This window comes from Streptomyces sp. NPDC056527 (assembly GCF_042794475.1).
Lineage (GTDB): Bacteria > Actinomycetota > Actinomycetes > Streptomycetales > Streptomycetaceae > Streptomyces.
This window is the reverse complement of the sequence record NZ_JBHTTQ010000054.1, coordinates 17091-36755: the sequence shown is the minus strand read 5'-3', so window position 1 is coordinate 36755 and position 19665 is coordinate 17091. Positions and strand designations below refer to the sequence as shown.

The 19665-nt window shown below is 71.2% G+C and carries 23 protein-coding genes; 13 read left to right on the top strand and 10 right to left on the bottom strand.

What is annotated here, in order from left to right:
- Nucleotides 1-45: 45 nt before the first annotated feature.
- Nucleotides 46-654, bottom strand: a complete 609-nt coding sequence (locus ACFQ7Q_RS23865) for a rhomboid family intramembrane serine protease (protein ID WP_383558573.1) — start codon at nt 652-654, stop codon at nt 46-48.
- Between the two features lie 95 nt (nt 655-749).
- On the opposite strand from ACFQ7Q_RS23865, the gene ACFQ7Q_RS23860 reads away from it, so the two are divergent.
- Nucleotides 750-1451 carry a UbiX family flavin prenyltransferase gene (locus tag ACFQ7Q_RS23860; protein WP_383558572.1) on the top strand — a complete coding sequence of 234 codons (702 nt, stop codon included), beginning with the start codon at nt 750-752 and terminating at the stop codon, nt 1449-1451.
- Here the strand turns inward: ACFQ7Q_RS23860 and ACFQ7Q_RS23855 are convergent.
- Complete coding sequence (locus ACFQ7Q_RS23855) at nt 1448-1573, bottom strand: hypothetical protein (protein ID WP_383558593.1); 126 nt, start codon at nt 1571-1573, stop codon at nt 1448-1450. The genes ACFQ7Q_RS23860 and ACFQ7Q_RS23855 overlap by 4 nt on opposite strands.
- A gap of 125 nt (nt 1574-1698) precedes the next feature.
- Between ACFQ7Q_RS23855 and ACFQ7Q_RS23850 the strand changes: the two genes are divergently transcribed.
- The 6 genes from ACFQ7Q_RS23850 to ACFQ7Q_RS23825 all read left to right on the top strand — a co-directional run bounded on the left by ACFQ7Q_RS23850 (nt 1699) and on the right by ACFQ7Q_RS23825 (nt 6774).
- Nucleotides 1699-2154, top strand: a complete 456-nt coding sequence (locus ACFQ7Q_RS23850; protein ID WP_318104107.1) for an Lrp/AsnC family transcriptional regulator — start codon at nt 1699-1701, stop codon at nt 2152-2154.
- A gap of 48 nt (nt 2155-2202) precedes the next feature.
- Nucleotides 2203-3366 (top strand): aminofutalosine synthase MqnE, encoded by a 1164-nt coding sequence (gene mqnE, locus ACFQ7Q_RS23845; RefSeq protein WP_362367242.1) that lies wholly within the window; start codon nt 2203-2205, stop codon nt 3364-3366.
- A gap of 15 nt (nt 3367-3381) precedes the next feature.
- Nucleotides 3382-3906 (top strand): GNAT family N-acetyltransferase, encoded by a 525-nt coding sequence (locus ACFQ7Q_RS23840; RefSeq protein WP_383558570.1) that lies wholly within the window; start codon nt 3382-3384, stop codon nt 3904-3906.
- Between the two features lie 159 nt (nt 3907-4065).
- Nucleotides 4066-4311, top strand: coding sequence for a DUF4229 domain-containing protein (locus ACFQ7Q_RS23835; RefSeq protein WP_383558591.1), 246 nt, complete (start codon nt 4066-4068; stop codon nt 4309-4311).
- Nucleotides 4312-4684: 373 nt separating this feature from the next.
- Nucleotides 4685-6004, top strand: a complete 1320-nt coding sequence (locus ACFQ7Q_RS23830; RefSeq protein ID WP_383558568.1) for a dicarboxylate/amino acid:cation symporter — start codon at nt 4685-4687, stop codon at nt 6002-6004.
- A 110-nt stretch (nt 6005-6114) separates the two neighbouring features.
- Nucleotides 6115-6774 (top strand): TetR/AcrR family transcriptional regulator, encoded by a 660-nt coding sequence (locus tag ACFQ7Q_RS23825; RefSeq protein WP_383558566.1) that lies wholly within the window; start codon nt 6115-6117, stop codon nt 6772-6774.
- A gap of 195 nt (nt 6775-6969) precedes the next feature.
- On the opposite strand, the gene ACFQ7Q_RS23820 is transcribed toward ACFQ7Q_RS23825, so the two are convergent.
- The 4 genes from ACFQ7Q_RS23820 to ACFQ7Q_RS23805 form a co-directional block, all read right to left on the bottom strand.
- A complete protein-coding gene (locus ACFQ7Q_RS23820) occupies nt 6970-7218 on the bottom strand; it encodes an SCO4226 family nickel-binding protein (RefSeq protein ID WP_383558564.1) in 249 nt (82 codons plus the stop codon).
- A 42-nt stretch (nt 7219-7260) separates the two neighbouring features.
- Nucleotides 7261-7914, bottom strand: a complete 654-nt coding sequence (locus ACFQ7Q_RS23815) for a pyridoxal 5'-phosphate synthase (RefSeq protein WP_383558562.1) — start codon at nt 7912-7914, stop codon at nt 7261-7263.
- A complete protein-coding gene (locus ACFQ7Q_RS23810; protein WP_383558561.1) occupies nt 7911-9167 on the bottom strand; it encodes an FAD-dependent monooxygenase in 1257 nt (418 codons plus the stop codon). The genes ACFQ7Q_RS23815 and ACFQ7Q_RS23810 overlap by 4 nt, the downstream gene beginning before the upstream one ends.
- A 120-nt stretch (nt 9168-9287) precedes the next feature.
- The gene (locus ACFQ7Q_RS23805) at nt 9288-10457 is read right to left on the bottom strand and encodes an acetyl-CoA acetyltransferase (RefSeq protein ID WP_383558559.1); all 1170 of its coding nucleotides are present in this window, start codon (nt 10455-10457) and stop codon (nt 9288-9290) included.
- A gap of 53 nt (nt 10458-10510) precedes the next feature.
- Between ACFQ7Q_RS23805 and ACFQ7Q_RS23800 the strand changes: the two genes are divergently transcribed.
- The 3 genes from ACFQ7Q_RS23800 to ACFQ7Q_RS23790 all read left to right on the top strand — a co-directional run bounded on the left by ACFQ7Q_RS23800 (nt 10511) and on the right by ACFQ7Q_RS23790 (nt 12590).
- Complete coding sequence (locus ACFQ7Q_RS23800; RefSeq protein WP_383558558.1) at nt 10511-10882, top strand: iron chaperone; 372 nt, start codon at nt 10511-10513, stop codon at nt 10880-10882.
- A 68-nt stretch (nt 10883-10950) separates the two neighbouring features.
- Entirely contained in the window at nt 10951-12120 is a 1170-nt protein-coding gene (locus ACFQ7Q_RS23795; RefSeq protein WP_383558556.1) for an acyl-CoA dehydrogenase family protein, read from the top strand.
- Nucleotides 12120-12590 (top strand): nitroreductase family deazaflavin-dependent oxidoreductase, encoded by a 471-nt coding sequence (locus tag ACFQ7Q_RS23790; RefSeq protein WP_383558554.1) that lies wholly within the window; start codon nt 12120-12122, stop codon nt 12588-12590. Before ACFQ7Q_RS23795 ends, ACFQ7Q_RS23790 begins: the two co-directional genes overlap by 1 nt.
- Before the next feature lie 228 nt (nt 12591-12818).
- Here ACFQ7Q_RS23790 and ACFQ7Q_RS23785 read toward each other — a convergent pair whose 3' ends face one another.
- Nucleotides 12819-13466 (bottom strand): TetR family transcriptional regulator, encoded by a 648-nt coding sequence (locus ACFQ7Q_RS23785; protein ID WP_361863440.1) that lies wholly within the window; start codon nt 13464-13466, stop codon nt 12819-12821.
- A gap of 249 nt (nt 13467-13715) precedes the next feature.
- Between ACFQ7Q_RS23785 and ACFQ7Q_RS23780 the strand changes: the two genes are divergently transcribed.
- Together ACFQ7Q_RS23780 and ACFQ7Q_RS23775 are read left to right on the top strand one after the other, a co-directional pair.
- Nucleotides 13716-14618 carry a VOC family protein gene (locus ACFQ7Q_RS23780; RefSeq protein ID WP_383558552.1) on the top strand — a complete coding sequence of 301 codons (903 nt, stop codon included), beginning with the start codon at nt 13716-13718 and terminating at the stop codon, nt 14616-14618.
- Between the two features lie 103 nt (nt 14619-14721).
- Nucleotides 14722-17112, top strand: coding sequence for a PQQ-binding-like beta-propeller repeat protein (locus tag ACFQ7Q_RS23775; protein WP_383558550.1), 2391 nt, complete (start codon nt 14722-14724; stop codon nt 17110-17112).
- A gap of 34 nt (nt 17113-17146) precedes the next feature.
- On the opposite strand, the gene ACFQ7Q_RS23770 is transcribed toward ACFQ7Q_RS23775, so the two are convergent.
- Nucleotides 17147-17749 carry a hypothetical protein gene (locus tag ACFQ7Q_RS23770; RefSeq protein WP_383558549.1) on the bottom strand — a complete coding sequence of 201 codons (603 nt, stop codon included), beginning with the start codon at nt 17747-17749 and terminating at the stop codon, nt 17147-17149.
- Between the two features lie 105 nt (nt 17750-17854).
- On the opposite strand from ACFQ7Q_RS23770, the gene ACFQ7Q_RS23765 reads away from it, so the two are divergent.
- Nucleotides 17855-18412 carry a hypothetical protein gene (locus ACFQ7Q_RS23765; RefSeq protein WP_383558547.1) on the top strand — a complete coding sequence of 186 codons (558 nt, stop codon included), beginning with the start codon at nt 17855-17857 and terminating at the stop codon, nt 18410-18412.
- Nucleotides 18413-18467: 55 nt separating this feature from the next.
- Here ACFQ7Q_RS23765 and ACFQ7Q_RS23760 read toward each other — a convergent pair whose 3' ends face one another.
- Both ACFQ7Q_RS23760 and ACFQ7Q_RS23755 read right to left on the bottom strand, forming a co-directional pair.
- Entirely contained in the window at nt 18468-19238 is a 771-nt protein-coding gene (locus ACFQ7Q_RS23760) for an enoyl-CoA hydratase/isomerase family protein (protein WP_383558545.1), read from the bottom strand.
- Nucleotides 19235-19660, bottom strand: coding sequence for a Zn-ribbon domain-containing OB-fold protein (locus ACFQ7Q_RS23755; protein ID WP_383558544.1), 426 nt, complete (start codon nt 19658-19660; stop codon nt 19235-19237). Before ACFQ7Q_RS23755 ends, ACFQ7Q_RS23760 begins: the two co-directional genes overlap by 4 nt.
- Nucleotides 19661-19665 lie beyond the last annotated feature (5 nt).

Genomic DNA, 19665 nt, shown 5'->3' with positions numbered 1-19665 from the left:
CCCCGGCTCGGACGGCCGGCCCGGCTCACGGAGTCGGCCCCCGGCTCATACCGCCGCCACGGCCGTTCCGCGCCGACGGCGGCGGAAGAGGAACGCCGCCGCCACACCCGCGAGCAGGCCCACGAGGTGGCCCTGCCAGCTCACCGTCGTGTTGGTGGGGGATATGCCCAGCAGGATCGAGCCGCCCCAGACCGCCGCGACCAGCAGCCCCACGACGACGTCCAGCAGCCTGCGGTCCACGAAGCCCCGGACCAGCAGATAGCCGAAGAGGCCGAAGACCAGGCCGGAGGCGCCGGCCGTGTTGGTGTACGACGGGGAGATCAGCCAGACGCCCAGGCCGTCGGCCACGATGATCAGCGCCACGACGCCGAGGAAGCGACGGAGGCCGCCGAGGGCCGCCAGGAGCCCGAGCACCATCAGCGGGACGGTGTTGGAGGCGACGTGGTCGAAGCCGAAGTGGAGGAAGGAGGCAGGCACGACGTGGGCCAGCTCGGCCGGGTCGCGCGGGGTGATGCCGTACGTGTCGAGGGCATGCCCGGTCGCGTAGTCGATCGCCTCGAGGACCCAGAGCAGGGCGATCCATCCCGCCATGAGCCACACCGCCGCCTTCGCCCGGTCGGCCGTACCCCACCGTCTGGTGTCGAGATCCGTCATGACTACCCCCTCAAGCGCTTCGTGCTCTGCCTCGGGTGAACGTACGGGACCCCTAGGACAGTTCTCGTTCCGGGTCGCCGGATAGGCTCGTCGGCGTGGAGCCGGTAGAGAATCAGCAGCGTCGCCCCTGGGTCGTCGGGGTGTCCGGGGCGTCGGGGACCCCGTACGCGGCCGCCGTCCTGAGGGGGCTGCTCGCAGCGGGGGAGAGCGTCGATCTGGTCGTCTCGCGCGCGTCGCGGCTGACGCTGCTCGACGAGACGGGGATCGCCTTCCGGGACGCGCACTGGCGCGAGGACCTGACGGAGTGGCTGGCGCGGGGTGCCGACGGGAAGCCGGGGACGTTCGCTCCCGACATCGACGACGTGCGGTACTGGAACGCTGGGGACCTGGCGGCGGGGCCGAGCAGTGGCTCGTACCCGGTGAAGGGGATGCTGATCGTGCCCGCGTCGACCGCCTCGGTGGCGGGTGTCGCGCTGGGGCTCTCGAAGGACCTGCTGCAGCGGGCGGCGAGCGTGATGCTCAAGGAGCGGCGACCGTTGGTGGTCGCGGTGCGGGAGACCCCGCTGAGCGGGCAGACGCTGAAGCATCTGGTGGCGCTGGACGAGGCGGGCGCCGTGGTGCTGCCCGCCTCTCCGGCGTTCTACGCGGGGGCGACGCACATCCAGGATCTGGTGGACTTCGTCGCCGGGCGGGTGCTCGACGCGGCAGGGGTGCCGCACCGGCTGTACCGCCGTTGGGAGGGAGAGCTCGGTGGGGGTCTCGCCGACGGGCGAGGGGGAGCCTCCCGTGGTGATTAGCGCTTCTTGGCGGCGCGCTTCTTCTCGGCGCGCTTCGAAGCGGACGGCTGGTGGGCACGCGAGCGGTCGGCCAGGTCCTGCAGCTCGCGCATACGGGCGTAGGCCATCTCGATCGTGTACACGGTGAACACCACTCCTGAAAGATCGTCTTTGATCGACTGAAAGATTCACAGGGTGTCGGCCCTGTGTGCCTTAGATTCTATACCTATACTCGCGGTATCGCTGGACAATGGAAGGCTTCATACCTATGGACGCCGTGGACAGGCAGCTCATCCAGGCACTGCGCGAGAACGGCAGGGCTTCGTACGCCGAACTCGGCCGGCTCGTCGGGCTCTCCGGCCCCTCCGTCACCGACCGCATCAACCGTCTGGAGGCGGCCGGCGTCATCACCGGCTACCGCGCGACCGTCGACGCCGCCTCGCTCGGCCTGGGCGTCACCGCGCTCATCGGCATCTCCCTCTCCGACGCCGCCGACCACGAGGACGTGGCGCGCCGGCTGAAGGACCTCGCCGAGATCGAGGACTGCTGGTTCATCGCGGGCGACGACTCGTACATGCTCAAGGTGCGGGTGGACGACGTCGACGGACTGGAGAAGACGATCCGCCGGCTGTCCGGCACCAAGGGCGTCTCCCGCACCCGTACCACCATCGTGCTCTCCACCAAGTGGGAGAACCGGGTCGGAGATCTCCCCGAGGAAGGCTGAGAGTACGGTGGGTGGAGCCTGAAATCGTCAGACATGGGAGGCGGCCGCATGGACGCGGGACTCAAGCGCGAGCTGGAGCAGAAGGTCCGTTCCGGAGAGCGGCTGAGCCGCGAGGACGGCATCGCTCTGTACGAGTCCGACGACCTGGCCTGGCTCGGCGGCCTGGCCCACGAGGTCCGGACCCGCAAGAACGGTGACGTCGTCCACTTCAACGTCAACCGTCACCTCAACATGACGAACGTGTGCACCGCGTCCTGCGCGTACTGCTCGTTCCAGCGCAAGCCGGGCGAGAAGGACGCGTACACGATGCGCATCGAGGAGGCCGTCCGCCTCGCCAAGGCGATGGAGAACGAGAACCTCACCGAGCTGCACATCGTCAACGGGCTCCACCCCAACCTGCCCTGGCGCTACTACCCGCGCTCGCTCTCCGAGCTCAAGAAGGCCCTGCCGAACGTCTCGCTGAAGGCGTTCACCGCCACCGAGATCCACCACTTCGAGACCATCTCGGGCATGTCCGCCTCGGACATCCTCGACGAGCTCATCGAGGCCGGCCTGGAGTCCCTGACCGGCGGCGGCGCGGAGATCTTCGACTGGGAGGTCCGCCAGCACATCGTGGACCACCGCACCCACTGGGAAGACTGGTCCCGGATCCACCGCCTGGCGCACTCCAAGGGCCTCAAGACCCCCTCGACGATGCTGTACGGGCACATCGAGGAGCCCCGGCACCGCGTCGACCACGTGCTGCGACTGCGCGAGCTCCAGGACGAGACCGGCGGCTTCCAGGTCTTCATCCCGCTGCGCTACCAGCACGACTTCGTCGACATGCAGGACGGCAAGGTCCGCAACAAGCTCCAGGCGCGCACGACGATGGCCACCGGCGCGGAGGCCCTCAAGACCTTCGCCGTCTCGCGGCTCCTCTTCGACAACGTGCCGCACGTCAAGGTCTTCTGGGTCATGCACGGCGTCCAGACCGCCCAGCTCGCCCTCCAGCACGGCGCGGACGACATGGACGGCTCGGTCGTCGAGTACAAGATCACGCACGACGCCGACAACTACGGCACGCCGAACAAGCTGGGCCGCGACGATCTGCTGGAGCTGATCCGCGACGCCGGCTTCCGCCCGGTGGAGCGCAACACCCGCTACGAGATCATCCGTGAGTACCCGGGACCGGACGCGGACCGCCGCGAGTCGCCCCAGCCCATGCGGGTCTGAGGCGGTCACGGCTCGATGACCCTGAGGTTCGAACTCGATCCGCCGGTGACCCCCGCGCTGCGCGACGGCGTCCTGCGCCTGTGGGCGGACGTCTCCAACGCGGGCGGCGCCGTCGGCTTCGTCCCCCCGGTCACCGCCGACGAGGTCAGGCCCGAGCTGGTCAGGCACCTCGGTGCGATGGCCGAGGGCCGGATGCGACTCGTCGTCGGGTACGAGGAGGACGGCACCGTCGCCGCCACCACCTTCGTCGCGTACAACACGCACCGCCTCATGAAGCACTGGGTGTGGCTGTACACGGTGATGGTCCACCCCTCCCACCAGGGCAAGGGGTACGGACGCGACCTCATGGCCGCAGTCGAGGACGCGGTACGCGGCTTCGACGGGATCGAGGCGATACGTCTCACCTGCCGGGGCGGCACGGGCGTCGACCGCTTCTACGGCTCCTGCGGCTACAAGGAGGTCGGCCGGGTGCCCGGCGCGATCCGGGTGGCCGAGGGCGACGACCGCGACGACATCTTCATGCTGCTCCCGCTGAATTGACCGCCCACCCGTCGCCCGGCCGCCACCCCTCATCGAGGCCCTGCGGGCCGCCCTTTTCGTCCGCCGTGCTTCACTGGTGGGGCGAATCCGCACAGACAGAGGAAAGGGGCCGTCGTGGCCGAGAACGGAACGGGTGCTGCGACCCTTCGCTACACCCTCATGCGCCTCGGCATCTTCGCCGGCTGCTTCTTCGTGCTCTGGGGCCTCGTCTACGCCGGCGTGCTGCCGCGCGGCCTCGGCGACTCCAACCTGCTCTGGGTGCTCCTGCTCTCCATCGTGATCTCCGCGCCGCTCAGCTTCGTGCTGCTGCGCGGGCAGCGGGACGCGATGTCCGAGCAGATCGTGGCCAAGGTCGACCGGGCGAAGGGCCGCCTGGCCGAGAACCGGTCCCGCGAGGACGCGTGAAGGACGTGTGATCGGCCCGTAAGGGCCGCGTAAGGTTCATCACAGACGTACACCCCGGAACGGGAGCTTCGAAGGCTCCTGGCCGGGGTGATCTGCGTTTCGGAGGCACTTTCCGGCTTCGACTACCTCAAAGAAGGGCTTTGAGGTTCTCAAAGTTCAAGTGTTAACGTGTTCGCCATGAAGACAGCTGTGCGCCTCTCTGATGCCGTGAGCACCCCGCTCGTGGCGCGCCTGCATGTCGATCTGTGCCGCTGTATGTCCGCGGTCTGTTGCCGCGAGCTCTGACCCCGGCATCATGCAGCGGTACCGCCTGAGCGCGGTGTACCGCACCCCCGTCCCCGTATTTCCCGATACGCACCTGTGGAGTGTGTCTGTGTCCGCGTCCGCGTCCACGCCCGAGACGAAGTCCCCGACTTCCTCCCGCATACCGAAGATCCCCTTCTGGGCCCAGATCGTCGCCGGTCTCGTGCTCGGCGTCCTGCTCGGCTGGCTCGCCCGCAGCCAGGACGTCAGCTGGCTCAAGGAGACCCTCGGCCAGGTCGGCGACATCTTCGTCCAGCTCCTGAAGCTGGCCGTCGCCCCGCTCGTCTTCTTCGCGATCCTGGTGTCGATCACCAACCTCCGCAAGGTCAACAACGCGGCCCGTCTGGCCGCCCAGACCCTGGTCTGGTTCATGATCACCTCTCTGATCGCGGTCGCCATCGGCCTCGCGATCGGCCTGCTCACCAACCCGGGCGCCGGCACCGGCCTCACCCCGCAGGACGGCAAGCTGCCGAAGCGCGAGGGCACCTGGATCGACTTCCTGACCGGGATCATCCCCTCGGACGTCATCACGCCGTTCACCGAGCTGAACGTCCTGCAGATCGTCTTCATGGCCGCCGTCGCCGGTGTCGCCGCACTGAAGCTCGGCGACCGCGCCAAGCCGATCCTCTCGCTCTCCGAGTCGGTCCTGGAGCTGCTCCAGAAGGCCCTGTGGTGGGTCATCCGCCTCGCCCCCATCGGCACCGTCGGCCTCATCGGCTTCGCCATCGCCGACTACGGCTGGGAGCTGATCGGCAAGTACGCGACCTTCACCGCCGACGTCTACATCGGCTCCGCGCTGGTCATGTTCGGCGTCTACCCGCTGCTGCTCGCGACGGTCGCCAAGGTCAACCCGATCCAGTTCTTCAAGGGCGCCTGGCCGGCCATCCAGCTGGCCTTCGTCTCCCGCTCCTCGGTCGGCACGATGCCGGTCACCCAGAAGGTCACCGAGCGCCTCGGCGTCCCGAAGGAGTACGCCTCCTTCGCCGTCCCGTTCGGCGCCACGACCAAGATGGACGGCTGCGCCGCGATCTACCCGGCGCTCGCCGCGATCTTCATCGCGCAGATCTTCGACGTGCAGCTGGGCATCCAGGACTACCTGCTGATCGCCTTCGTCTCGGTCGTCGGCTCCGCGGCCACCGCGGGCCTCACCGGCGCGACGGTCATGCTGACCCTGACCCTCTCCACCCTGGGTCTCCCGCTGGAGGGCGTGGGCCTGCTGATGGCGATCGACCCGATCCTGGACATGATGCGCACGGCTACGAACGTTGCAGGTCAGGCCCTGGTTCCGGTCGTCGTCTCCGCCCGCGAGAAGATCCTGGACGTCGACGCGTACAACAACGCCTCCTCGTCCCCGGTCGACGAGCGCGAGCCGCTGACGGTCGCCGCCTGATCCGTCGCCCCGCGCGGTACCCGTGCCCCTGTCCCCGTCCGGACAGGGGCACAGGTGTTTGTGCTGCACGTAGGCTCTCCCCCGGTGCAGCACGAGTTGGGGGTTGTGAGATGGCCGAGGTCGGTGGTGCGAAGGGCCGGCGGATGCCGCGGGCGGTGCGCGAGCAGCAGATGATGGATGCCGCCGTGCAGACCTTCGGGCAGTTGGGGTATCAGGCGGCCTCCATGGACGAGATCGCCGAGCTCGCGGGCGTGTCCAAGCCTCTGGTCTATCTGTATCTGAACTCCAAGGAAGACCTCTTCACCGCCTGCATCCGGCGGGAGGCGAAGGCGCTGCTCGCCGCCGTGGCCGCCGCGGTCAATCCGCGGCTGCCGGCCGACGAACAGCTGTGGGCCGGGCTGCTGGCCTTCTTCACGCACACCGCCGAGCATCCCGACGGCTGGGCGGTGTTGAACCGGCAGGCGCGGACGCACGGGGAACCGTTCGCCAGCGAGGCCGCGCTGATGCGCGACGAGATCGTGGCGTACGTGGGGACGCTGATCGGGGCCGCCGCCAGGCAGACCCACCGGGAGACGGAGCGGGATCCGGAGCTGGCCGAGCGGGATGTCGCCGGGCTGGCCCAGGCCCTGGTCGGGGCGGCGGAGTCGCTGGCCGGCTGGGCCAACGAGACGACGGGGATGACGGCCTGGGAGTCGGCGGCGACGCTGATGAACTTCGCCTGGGCGGGTCTCGGCAACCTCATGAAGAGCGAGCGCTGGTCTCCCCGGTGACGCCGGCCGGATGCGGCCGCTCCCCGCTGCGCAGCTGCAAGCGCCCCTGACCGTCGGTCGCGAGGGTGAGTGTGCGGGGCAGGCGAAGGGGTGCCTTGAACTCCGCTCGGACGAAGGGGAGTTCCCCGTCCTCGTCGAGTTCGGCCAGGCAGCGGGCGAAGGTCCACATGTGGGGCGGGTCCGTCGGCCGCTCGGTCAGACGCTGAGGGGGACCTCGTGGATCTCGTCGGCCTTGTGGCCGGTGCGTGCGTGGATCCGCTGGACCGCGTCGGCCGAGGGGCCGGTGGAGAGGCAGTAGACCGTGCCTGATTCGGGGTCCGCCCAGGCCTGCTTGAAGTGCACGCCCTCGTCCTTCTCGATGGCGAGATCGGCGGCGTGCGCCTCCCGGAGCTGGTCGCCCGTGATCCCCACCATGCCGTGGTGGACGTCCATGTACGTACCCATCTCGTTCCACCTCCTCCTCTCATCGTGCGCCCCGCCCCCGGGTCAGGGCCAGAGCAGCTCCCGTACCCAGCCCGACGTGTCGAGGCGGTACCGCAGCCGGAGGTGCCGGCGCTGCTCGTCGCCCTGGAAGAACTCGACCTCGGACGGCTGGAGGACGTACAGGGTCCAGGTGGGCGCGTGGGCCCCCGGCTCCGCCTGCGCCCGCTCCCAGGCGGCCCGGCCGGCGACGTTCAGCTCCTCGACCGAGTCGAGCACCTCGCTCTGGCGGCCGACCAGCGCCGAGGCGACGGCGCCCGTCGAGCGCGCGTGCAGATCGTCGTACGCCTCGTCCGCCGTGCCCGTGACGACCCGGCCGCGCACCCGGACCTGGCGGCCCTGGACCGGCCAGTAGAAGCCGAGCGCGGCCTCGGGGTGAGCGGCGAGCTGGCGGCCCTTCGCGCTGGTCGCGTGGGAGGCGAAGTGCCAGCCGCGCTCGTCGGCACCGTGCAGCATGACCGTGCGGACGTCGGGCCGTCCGTCCTCGTCGACGGTGGCGAGGGACATCGTGTGCGGCTCGGTCTGCCCGGCCCGGGCCGCCGCCACGAACCAGTCGTGGAAGAGCGGCAGCGGCTCGGCGGGGGCGGTCTCGGGGGCGAAGCCCGGGAGGTCGGTGTCCCAGACCCGGAGAGAGCGGAGCGTGCTGTCGAAGTCGGTCATGCGGCAACCCTAGGCCCGTGCGCCTGCCCGTACTCCTTCACCAGTACGGCGTTGGCGGCGCGCTGGACCTCGTCGCGGATCTTCTTCGCGATGAGGTTCTTCCACGGTGTGCGGGGGAGCGTGCGGACCATGGCCATGCGCAGGGCGATCTTCCAGCGGGAGGAGATCGTCATCTCCTTGACGAAGCCGGCGGCGAACTTCTGGTTCAGCTCCACGCCCGGCCGCATCTCGCGCTCGTACGCCTCGAAGGCGACCCGGTGGTCCCCGTGCGCCGCCGCGAGCTCGCCCGCCAGGACGTACGCGCCGGTCAGGGCGAGGCCCGTGCCCTGGCCCGATGCGGGGGAGGTGCAGTGGGCGGCGTCGCCGAGGAGGACGACGCGGCCGCTGGACCAGCGGTCCATCTCGATGAGGGCGATCGAGTCGAAGTAGAAGTCCTCGGCGTCGGCCGAGTCCGCGATCAGCCGCGGGATCTCCCAGTCGTCGCCGGCGAAGGCGTCGGCGAGCAGCCGCTTCTGCCGCTCGGTGTCGCGGTGGTCGTAGGAGAGCTCCTCGGGGGAGGAGAAGACGAAGCAGTTCTTGGCGGTGTGCGCCTGTTCGCCCGCTGCGCTGTAGACGGAGATCAGCTTGTCCGGGCGGGCGTGGTAGGTCTCCCAGCGGGTGAGGCCCAGCCGGTTGGGGGCGGTGAAGATCGAGATGTACGCCCCGAGGTGCCGCTTGAAGCGCCCTTCGTCGCCGAAGACGAGCCGGCGGGTGTGGGAGTGCAGTCCGTCGGCGCCGACCACCAGGTCGAAGCGGCGGCGGGTCCCGCTCTCGAAGGTGACGTCGACGCCGTCGCCGTCGTCGTGCAGGGCGGCGATGGAGTCGCCGAAGAGGTACTCGACGTCGTCGCGGGTCCGCTCGTACAGGATCCGGGCGAGGTCGCCGCGCATGATCTCGTCGTCCTGCTCGACCCGGCCGCCGAAGATCTCGGCGGGCATCTGGCCGACCGTGCGGCCCTGGGAGTCGACGTACGAACCGCCGTCCATGTCGGTGGAGTTGGCGCGGATCTCGTCCAGGACGCCCATCCGGCGGCAGACTTCGACGGCGGTGCCGCGGATGTCGACCTTGTAGCCGCCGGTGCGGAGTTCGGCGGCGCGCTCGACGACGGTCGCGGTGAAGCCGTAGCGGTGGAGCCAGAGGGCGAGGGCGGGGCCGGCGACGGAGGCGCCGGAGATCAGGACGGTCTTGTTCGCGAGCTGGTTCGTGCGCGTCATGGCCGGACTCCTTGTCGGGTGTGCGGGGCCTCTCCGGCCCCGCACAGATGACTATACGGATGTCCTACACGCTTGTCTATGACGTTTGTATAGATCCTTGCTCCGGGGCTCGCCCCCGGGTCAGCCGCGGCCGAGCACCACCGTCCCCGAGGAGCAGAACCAGCCGCCCGTACCCGACGCCACGGCAAGCTCCGGGAGGCTTCCGTCCGGCCGCCGGACCTGGAGCCCCGGGGCCTCCCCGCGCAGCTGTCGCACGGCCTCCACCAGCAGGAACAGGCCCCGCATCCCCGGGTGGCAGGCCGAGAGGCCGCCGCCGTCGGTGTTGACCGGCAGCCGGCCCTTCTCCTCGACGAACGGGCCGCCCTCGCCCTTCGCGCAGAAGCCCAGGTCCTCCAGCGTCACCAGCGTCATATAGGTGAAGGCGTCGTAGATCTCCGCGAGATCGATCTCCTCCGGCCGCACTCCCGCCCGCTCGAAGGCGAGCCGGCCGCTGACCGCCGCCGGGGAGACGGTGAAGTCCTCCCACTGCGACATCGTGGTGTGCGAGACGTGCTCGCCCGTGCCGAGGATCCACACGGGCGCCTTCGCCGTGTCCGGCACGTACTCCTCGGCCGCCAGCAGCACCGCGGCGCCCCCGTCGCTGCGGATGCAGCAGTGCAGTTTGGTGAAGGGGTCGGCGATCATCGGCCCGTCGAGCACCTCGTCGACGGTGATCGGCTCGCGGAACATCGCCTCCGGATTGAGCGCGGCGTTCGCCCGCGCCTGGACGGCGACCTCGGCGAGCTGCTCCAGGGTGGTGCCGTACTCGTGCATATGGCGGCGGGCGGCCATCGCGTACTTCGCGATCAGCGTGTGTCCGTGGGGGGCCTCGAACTGCAGCGGGCCGCGCGCCCCGAAGGAGAGGTTCGCGGTGCGGCGCCGGGCCTTGATGTCGGCGCGGGCGGTCGATCCGTAGACGAGCAGGACGGCGTTGGCGTGCCCCGCGGCGATCGCGTCGGCCGCATGCGCGGCCATGACCTCCCAGGTGGCGCCGCCGACGGCGGTGGAGTCCACCCAGCGGGGGCGCAGCCCCAGGTACTCGGCGACCTCGACCGGCGCGAGCGTGCCGAGGCCCGCCGAGGCGAGGCCGTCGATCACCGAGCGGTCGAGTCCGCTGTCCGCGAGGGCGCGGCGAGCGGCCTGGGCGTGCAGAGTGTAGGGAGTGGCCTCGTCGACGCGGCCGCAGTCGGAGAGGGATATGCCGACGACGGCGACGCGGCGCCCGGCGCGGTTCCGTGAAGTGGTGGGCATGAATCTGACGGTACATCAGATACGCGTGGAAGACTTTGGACCGGGAGGCACGGATGTCGAGAAGTGCGGCCGAGGACGTGGACGGCTACCTCGCCGAGATTCCGGAGACGGACCGGCTCACGGTCCTGGTCCGGCTGCGAGAGCTGTGCCGCACGGAGCTCCACGGCTACGAGGAGGTCATGGCCTACGGAATGCCGGCGTACCACCGCCCCGGCGGCGAGCCGGAGATCGCCTTCGCCGCGCAGAAGCAGTACATCTCCTTCTATCTGATGAGGCCGGACGTCCGGGAAGGCTTCGAGGACCGCCTGGCCGAACAGGACATGGGCAAGGGCTGCCTGCGCTTCCGGCGCACCGAGAGCGTCGACTTCGACCTCGTGCGGGACCTCCTGCGAGCGACCGCGCGCGGCCCCGGTGAGATCTGCTGATCCAGCCTCTGTGCTTCTTCCCCTCCCCGGCCTAACATGACGGGCCGTCAGATACGGAGGGGAGCTCCATGGACGCCGCCTTCACCGCGGAGCAGGACGAGATCCGCCGCACCCTGCGCGAACTGCTCGCCAAACGCTCCGGACCCGCCGAGGTCCGCGCCGCCGTCGCGACCCCCGAGGGGTACGACACCGACCTGTGGCACCGGATGTCCGGCACCCTCGGACTCGCCGGACTCGCCCTGCCCGAGGAGTACGGCGGCGTCGGCTGCGGCCCCGCCGAACTCGCCCTCGCCTGTGAGGAGACCGGCCGGGCCCTCGCCCCCTCCCCGCTCCTCGCCACCGCCGTCCTCGCCGCCCCGCTGATCCTGGCCCTCGGCAGCGAGCGGCAGCGCGCCGACCTCCTGCCGGGCATCGCCGACTCCTCGCTGACCTGCGCCCTCGCCGTCGCCGGAACCTCCCTCGCCCTCGCGCTCGGCCTGACCGGCGACAACGCCGACGGCTCCTGGGCCGGCGGCGGACGGGCCGGCGGCATCCAGGCACGGTCCGTGGAGGGGCGATGGCGGCTCTACGGAGAGGCCGCCCAGGTCCTCGACGGACACAGTGCCGGGCTGCTCGTCGTCGCCGCGCACGCCGGCGGCTTCGCGCGGAGCCGCACCCTGCTCTTCCTCGTACGCGGGGAGGCGGCCGGACTCCTGCGCGTACGGCAGCCCGCCCTGGACGCCACCCGCTCTCAGGCCACCGTGCAACTGCGGGATGTGGAAGCGGAGTTGCTCGGCGAAGAGCCGGTCGACGCGCTCGGGGCGCTGGCCGCGACCGGGCGGACGGCGGCGGCGGCCCTCGCGGCCGAATCGGTCGGCGCGGCCCAGGCGGCCCTGGACCGCACGGTCGAGTACGTCGGGTCCCGCGAACAGTTCGGCCGGCCCGTCGGCTCCTTCCAGGCGGTCAAGCACCGCCTCGCCGACCTGTACGTCCAGGTGGAGGCGGCACGCTCGCTGGCGTACGGCGCGGCCCGCGAGCCGGCCACGGGGGCGCTCGCGCTCGCGGCTGCCCTGGAGGCGCTGCGGGCGGTGGCGGGGGAGACGATCCAGCTGCACGGCGGCATCGGCTTCACCTGGGAGCACGAGGCCCATCTGTACTTCAAACGGGCGACTGCCGACGAGCTGCTCTTCGGGCCGGTACGCCGGCTGCGCGCTCGGGTGGCGCAGGAGACCGGACTCTTCGGGGAGGTGGCGGCGTAGTGGCCGTCGGAGTACGTCTGATGCAGAAGGTGTCGTCCACGCGGACGTTCGCGAAGGTCGCGCCGCACTTCATACCGGCGATGGACCGGGCGGTGCACCGGCTGACGCGGGGGAAGGTGATGCTGAGCGCCCAGATGCTGCCGGGCCTCGTCCTCACCGTACGGGGCGCGAAGTCGGGGCTGCCGCGGGTGACACCGCTGGCCTGCATTCCCGAGCCGGACGGCACCTGGCTGCTGATCGGTTCCAACTTCGGGCGGGAAGGACATCCGGCGTGGACCGGGAACCTGCTGAAGTGCCCCGACGCGGAGGTGAGTTGGCGCGGCGAGACGATCCTCGTGCGAGCCGAGCGGCTGGGCGGGGAGGAGCGGGCGGCCGCGTGGAGGACGGCGCTCGCGTTCTGGCCGCCGTACGCGACGTACCAGGCCAGGGTGGAGCGGGAGATCAGACTCTTCCGCCTGACGCGACGGTAGCGGGGTCGTCGGGCGGGATCCGGGGGTGCGGGCGCGGTGCCGGGATGCCGGGGGTGCGGGCGCGGTGTTCGAAACCCGGGGGTTCGGGCGCCGGGCGGGGGATTCCCGGGGTCGGATGCGCATCGCGGCGCCGACACGGGAACGCCGACGACGGTCTGCGGTGTGGACCGTCGTCGGCGCGACAGGACGGATGGGGGCGGGGAGTGCGGTGGGCCGCACCCGCGGTCGCTACTTCGTCGGCTTCTTGCCCGTGATCCCCAGATGCACCAACAGCGCCAGATTCGGCTTCAGTTCGGCCTGCTTGACGCCCCAGGTCTGGAAGCCCTTCTGGTGCCCGGCCACCGAGGCCAGCATCGCGACCAGGGAGCCCGCCATCGCCGCGGGGCTGACGTCCTTGTCGACCTTCCCCTTGGCCTGGAGCTCCTTCACCGTGTCCGTAAGGGAGTTGGTGACGGAGTTCAGGATCTTCATGCGGATCTTGTAGAACCGCTTGTCGCCCTCCGCGGCCCCGAGATCCACGACCCGCAGGATCGCGTCGTGCCGGCGCCAGAAGTCCAGGAAGCCCTCGACGAGTTCCTCGGAAGTCTGCCAGCCCGCCTTGCCGACCCAGGAGCGGCCGGAGACCAGATCGGTCAACCCCGCGCCCTCCTTGGCCATTTCCTCCGCGATCTCGAGAACGGCGCCCTCGACGTCGGGGAAGTACTGGTAGAAGGTCGCGGGTGAAGTGCCCGCCTTCCGGGCCACGTCGATGACCTTGACGTCCCGGTACGGCGAGGAGCTGAGCATCTCGCTGAGGCAGTCGAGCAGCTTCTGCCGCGTCGCCTGACCGCGTCGTCCGGCCACGCGGCCGTCGACGGTGCGTACTTGTCCTGTCATGCCGTCAGCTTACCGAGGGGTGATCGGCGCGCGATTCGGCCGACTGCAAATGGGGTGCACCCCCTCCCGGGCGGTCGGCGGGGGCGCCCCGGGGTCGCGCCCCGGGCTCGCACTCGAAAAGGCTTATTAACAGCCTGTGGAAAACTTCGGTGGACAACTCAAGGAATCCGGCGTCCACCGGGTCCCTATATGGCGGTATGTTCGATTACGGGGCGTGCGGCGCGGGTAACCCGGACCTAGCGTGGAGCCATGGCCGCATTCACAGAGGGCACCCCCTGCTGGGTGGAAGCGCAGCTCCCCGACCTCGAGGCGGGCAAGCGGTTCTACGGCGAGCTCTTCGGCTGGACCTTCGACCCCGACCGCGACGAGGCCCGCAAGGACGGCAAGCGGGTGGCCGGCCTCATCCCGAAGCGGGACGGCCGGATGCCCACGACCTGGACCATCTACCTCGCCACCCGGGACGCCGGCACCCTCTCCGCCCGGATCAAGGCCGCGGGCGGCCAGATGATCATGGAGCCGTACCCTGTCGGCCCCTTCGGGGTGCTCGCGCTCGCCGCGGACCCCGGCGGCGCCGTCTTCGGCCTGCGCCAGGCCGGTGACGACGACGGCTTCGAGCGGACGATGCTCCCCGGCTCCTTCTGCTGGATGGAGATCTATACGAGGGAACGGGACGCGGTCGACACCTTCTACGCCTCCGTCTTCGGCTACCTCGGCACCCAGGTGGAGCCGGACGAGGAGGGCAGGGCGGACGACTTCGACTACCGCGTCTGGTCCCCGCCGGGCTCCCGCGCCGGCGACGACACGTCCTTCGGCGGCCGGGCCGTCCTCACCGAAGCCTTCCCGGCCGAGCTGCCGGGGCACATCCTCGTCTACTTCGCCGTGGACGACTGCGACCGGACCTGCGCGACCGCCACCGCCCTCGGCGGCCGCGTCACGAACCCGCCCTTCGACACCCCGCACGGCCGCATCGCCGTCCTCCGCGACAACCAGGGCGCCCGCTTCGCCGTCCTCGCGGAACCCGCCGAAGAGCCCGTCACCGAGCCCGCCGACGAACCCGCGCGGGACCACGTCGACGCCCCCTCGGACTCACCGCCCGACGAATCCGCCGAACCATCCGAAAAGCCCTCCACGCCGCCCGGCGAAATGAGATAGGACACCCCGATCCGCCCCCGGGTTCGCAACCGTCGCCTCGGACAGGAAGAATCAGGGCCACGGGGCCGTATTCTCATGGCCCGTACGGGGAGGTGGCAGGCAAGTGGAGCAGCTGACGCAGCACGACCCGAGACGGATCGGGCCCTTCGAGGTGCTGGGCCGGCTCGGTGCAGGTGGCATGGGTCTGGTCTATCTCGCGCGCTCGGCGTCCGGGCGGCGCGTGGCGATCAAGACCGTGCGGACCGAGCTCGCCGAGGACCAGCTGTTCCGTGTCCGCTTCACGCGTGAGGTCGAGGCCGCGCGTGCCGTCTCCGGCTTCTACACGGCCGCCGTCGTCGACGCCGATCCCCGGGCCGCCGTGCCCTGGCTCGCCACCGCGTACGTGCCCGCGCCCTCCCTCGAAGAGATAGTGAACGAGTGCGGGCCGCTGCCGGCCCAGGCCGTGCGGTGGCTGGCCGCCGGTGTCGCCGAGGCCCTGCAGTCCATCCACGGCGCGGGCCTGGTCCACCGTGACCTCAAGCCGTCCAACGTCCTCGTCGTCGAGGACGGCCCCCGGGTGATCGACTTCGGTATCGCGTCCGGGGTCTCGAACACCCGCCTGACCATGACGAACGTCGCCGTCGGCACGCCTGCGTACATGTCGCCCGAGCAGGCCCGCGACTCGCGCAGCGTCACCGGCGCGAGCGACGTCTTCTCGCTCGGCTCGATGCTGGTCTTCGCCGCCACCGGGCATGCGCCCTTCCACGGCGCGAACCCGGTCGAGACGGTCTTCATGCTGCTCAGGGAGGGTCCGGACCTGGAGGGTCTGCCGGACGAGCTGCGCCCGCTCATCGAGTCCTGTATGCAGATGGACGTGTCGCGCAGGCCCACCCCGGCCGACCTCCAGGCGCAGCTCGCGCCCCATCTCTTCGGCTCCGGCAGCGACGACAGCGGTACGGCGTCGGCCTGGCTGCCGCAGCGCGCCACGGCCATGATCGAGACGCGCCGCGGCGGCCGTCCGAGCGCCCCGCCGCCGCCGGCCGCCCCGCCCACGCCACCGCGTCCGCCCCGGTCCACACCCGAGTGGGGCGGCGACGCGCACTCCGGTCAGCCCGGCGGCGGCCGTCATGCCGCGCCCGCCGAGGCCGGTCCCGTACGGCTCGCCGGCGCCGCGGTCCCGATCGGTCCCGGCCTCCGGGTCGCCGACACCCGCGCCGCCGTCGGCCCGGTCGTCGACGCGGGCCCGGCCACCGGCTGGATCCGTCCGCCCGGCGGCGGCCCGAGCGGCGCCGAGCCCGGCCCCCCGCCGGGCTCCCGCCCGCTGCCCGCCCCGACCGCCGCCCCCGCACCGGAGGCCACGCAGGAGCCGGCGCACTGGCGGCCCTGGCGCTTCCGGATGTCGAACGACGTGTGGGGTACCCCGGTCGTCGCCGGGGACCTCCTCTACGTCACCTCCTTCGAGGTGCATGCCCTGGACGTGGCCAGTGGCCGCCGCCAGTTCAAGACGCGGGACGTGGCCTGGTCCATGGCCGTGGCGCAGGGTCGTGTCCACGCCTCCGACGGACCCACGCTGTACGCGCTCGACGCCACCGACGGCAGCGAGCGCTGGCGGCTGCAGACGGACGCCTGGGTGTACTCCCTCAAGGTCGACCGGGGCACGGTCGTCACCGGCACCCGGGGCGGCGGGGTCCAGGGCTGGGAGGCGTCCAACGGCGCCAAGCTGTGGGAGGTCACCGGCGCGCAGACGGACTTCGAGACCCCGGAGGCGGGGCCGGCCGTCCACGGCGACACGGTGTACGTGTGGCGCGAGGCCCGGCTCCAGGCGCTGGACGCCCGTACGGGTGTGGAGCGCTGGTCGTACCCGGTCGGGGACGCCGCCTCCTGCGGCAACGTCCCCGTGCGGGTGACGCCGGCGGAGGACGGCTGTGTCTACGTCTCGGCCGGTACGCGCGTGCTGTCGATCGACATCGCCGGCGGGCACGTCCGCTGGCACTTCGAGGCGCCCGCCGTCTTCCTCTCCCCGCCGACCTTCGCCCCGGGGCCCGCGGTGACGGGCGGCGGGGTCTATCTCGCCGACTACCTCGGCACGGTGTACGCGCTGGACGCGACCACCGGCCAGGACCGCTGGCGGATCGCCACCGAGTCCCGCCAGTCGATCGAGCCGGTCCTGGTCGTCGACGGCAACGTCCATGTGGGCAGCGGCAGCGCGCTGTACACGCTCGACGCGGTGACCGGCACGCCGAAGTGGCGGTTCGCGGCGGGTGGCGAGCTGATCGGCGCCCCGGTCGTGGCCGATGGCCGGGTGCACTTCGGCTCGGCGGACCACGTCCTGTACACGCTGGACGCGATGGGCGGCCAGCTCCGCTGGAAGCTCGCGACCGGCGGCGAGATCACCGGCTCGCCGGTGGCGCGGGGCGGGGTCGTGTACGCGTGCAGCAAGGACCGCTGTGTGTACGCGCTGGACGCGGTGAAGGGCACGGCCACGGGCCGTGGGGCGGCGGCGCCCCGGGCGTGAGCCCGCGGGGCCGGGCGCGCGGGCGCGCGTCGGGTCAGGCGCGGTGGTTCGGATTCGGCGGCTCGGGCGTGGTGTCCGTGTTCCAGGACGGGGTGTCCATGGTCCGCGTGGGTGTCTCGTAGGGGCTGTCCGGCGCCGTCGGGTACGTGGGCTGAGTCGGGTAGGTCGGCTGTGTGGGCTCCGTGGGCCGGCCGGCCTCCGGTGCGAGGGCGACGTGGTGGGCGCGGGCGCGGCCCGACATGACCACCGAGCCCAGGAGGAGCAGGATTCCGCCGCCGAAGGCGTTGGCGACGCCGTCGCCGAGCCCCGTACCGTCGCCGGCGATCGTGAGGCTGCCCTCGGCCTGGCCGACGCGGACCATCCACAGGACGGTGAAGCCGAGCACGATCACCCCGGCGAGGGCCACGAGCAGGCGGGAGCGGAACACCACGCCGGCGAAGGCGACCACGGCCGCGAAGACGAACGGCAGCAGGATCGAGCCGATCACCTCGGCCTTGACGTCGGTGATGCCCCCGAACAGGTCCTCGATGCGGTAGTCGCTGCCGTGACGGCCGTCGTACCAGGCACGGAAGGGGCTCCAGACGGCGGCCGTCGCTCCGGCGAGGGCCAAGACCGAGCCGATGACGTTGCGGAGCATCGATCGGCCTCCTTGCGGTCCGGCTCTCGGTGTCGACGCTACGCCGGGTGCGGGGGCCCCGCCACGCGGCGCTAGGGTGGCGCGGACACGACAGGAAGGCCAGGAATGGCAACGGGGACGGCGCGCCGTCGGGGCATCAGGCTCACGGCGACGCTCACGATGGTGGTGCTCGCTCTGACGGGCTTCCAGACGACGAGCTACGGCAAGGGGAAGAGCGGCAAGAGCAAGAGCAGCAGCTCCGGCGGCGGCTGCTCCAGTTCCAAGAAGAAGAACGACGACTACGACAGCGACGACCTCTCCGGAAGCTCGGGCGGCAGCGACTACACGTCCTCGCCCACCCCGACCGTGTCGTCCTCCCCCACCTCGACGGTGGACGTCGTGGTCGTCGACTGCGTCAAGCCCGCGCAGAGGAAGCGCAAGGGCAAGCCCGCGCGCAAGGCGGACACGACCGCCACCCTGCGGATCACCTCCCGCGAGACCTTCACGGAGACCTTCGAGGTCACCCTGGAGTTCCAGGGCTCCGCGGGCACACGGGTCGACTCGGCCGAGCGGCTGATCACGGTCGAACCTGGCGAGTCGAAGGAGTTCGAGGTCGCGATGAAGACCCCGAAGTCCGTCGACAAGGTGAAGAGCTGCTCGGTGTGGAACGTGCGCAAGCAGTAGCGGTGCGCGAGCGGCGGGGCGTCGGATCCGGCGGGTGAGACGGAGGCGGGACGCCCTAACGGAGTCGGTGTCCGCCGCCCCTGCGGGTGAACAGCTCCGCCTGGCGCTCCGGCGCCAGGTTCCCGAGGGCGATCAGATGCGGGGCGTGGGCGAGGGCTTGTGCGCGGGCGGCCTCCTTGGCCGACCACAGGGCGCGGACCGTGCCCTGGACCGCCTCGGTCGGGTACGAGGCGATGACGGCGGCGGCCCGTCGGGCGGCGTCCAGCGCCGCGCCGGGTTCCGTCAGCTCGGAGACGAGTCCCGTCTCGTACGCCCGGCGGGCCGAGATCCGCTCGGCCGTCCCCATCAGCGCCATGCGGGCCACTTCCCCGAACGGCATCTTCTGCGCCATGTGGATGGTCTCGAAGGCGCTGACCATCCCGTAGGTGGTGTGCGGGTCGAAGAAGGACGCCTCCTCGCCCGCTACGAGGAACTCCGTCTCCCCGAGCAGATAGAACGCCCCGCCGCAGGCCATCCCCTCCACGGCGGCGACGACCGGTTTCCACAGGTCGTTCGCCTTGGGGCCGATCGCGATCAGCGGATCGTCGATCGTGTACGGGGACGAGGGCTGCGGGACCTCGGCCGAGCGGTCGATGCCGGTGCAGAAGGCGCGGGTGCCCGCTCCGGTGACGACGACCGCCCGCACCTCGTCCTCGTAACGGAACTCCCGCCAGGTGGCGGCCAGTTGCCGGGCCATGTCCAGTGTGATCGCGTTGTGCTTCGCCGCCCGGTCGAGGGTGACGACCGCGACGCCGGTCTCCTTGTCGCGTACGACGGTGATGCTCATCCGCGCTCCAGGAGCCACCGCGGCACGGTCACCCCGTCGACCTCGGTGAAGGCCACCCGCACGCCGGCCCCGATCCGCAGCCGCCCCGGATCGACCGAGTCGAGCGCCGCGTCCGGGGTCGCGACGACGTTGCCGACGAGGCGGATGCGAGGCGCGTCGGCGAGCTCGACGAGCACCGCGTTGTACGGGGCCTGGGCGGCGTAGTCGGGCAGGAGGGGCGGGTGGGGCAGGACGTACGACCAGATCCGGCCGCGCCCCGACATCAGGCGCCACTCGGCGGCGAAGGACTGGCAGTGCGGGCAGCAGGGCCGGGGCGGGAAGCGCAGTTCGCCGCAGTCGGCGCAGCCCTGGATCCTCAGCTCGCCCCGGGCGGCGTACTCCCAGAAGGGGGCGCCGTCCTCGTCGACGACAGGTGTCAGCATCGTGT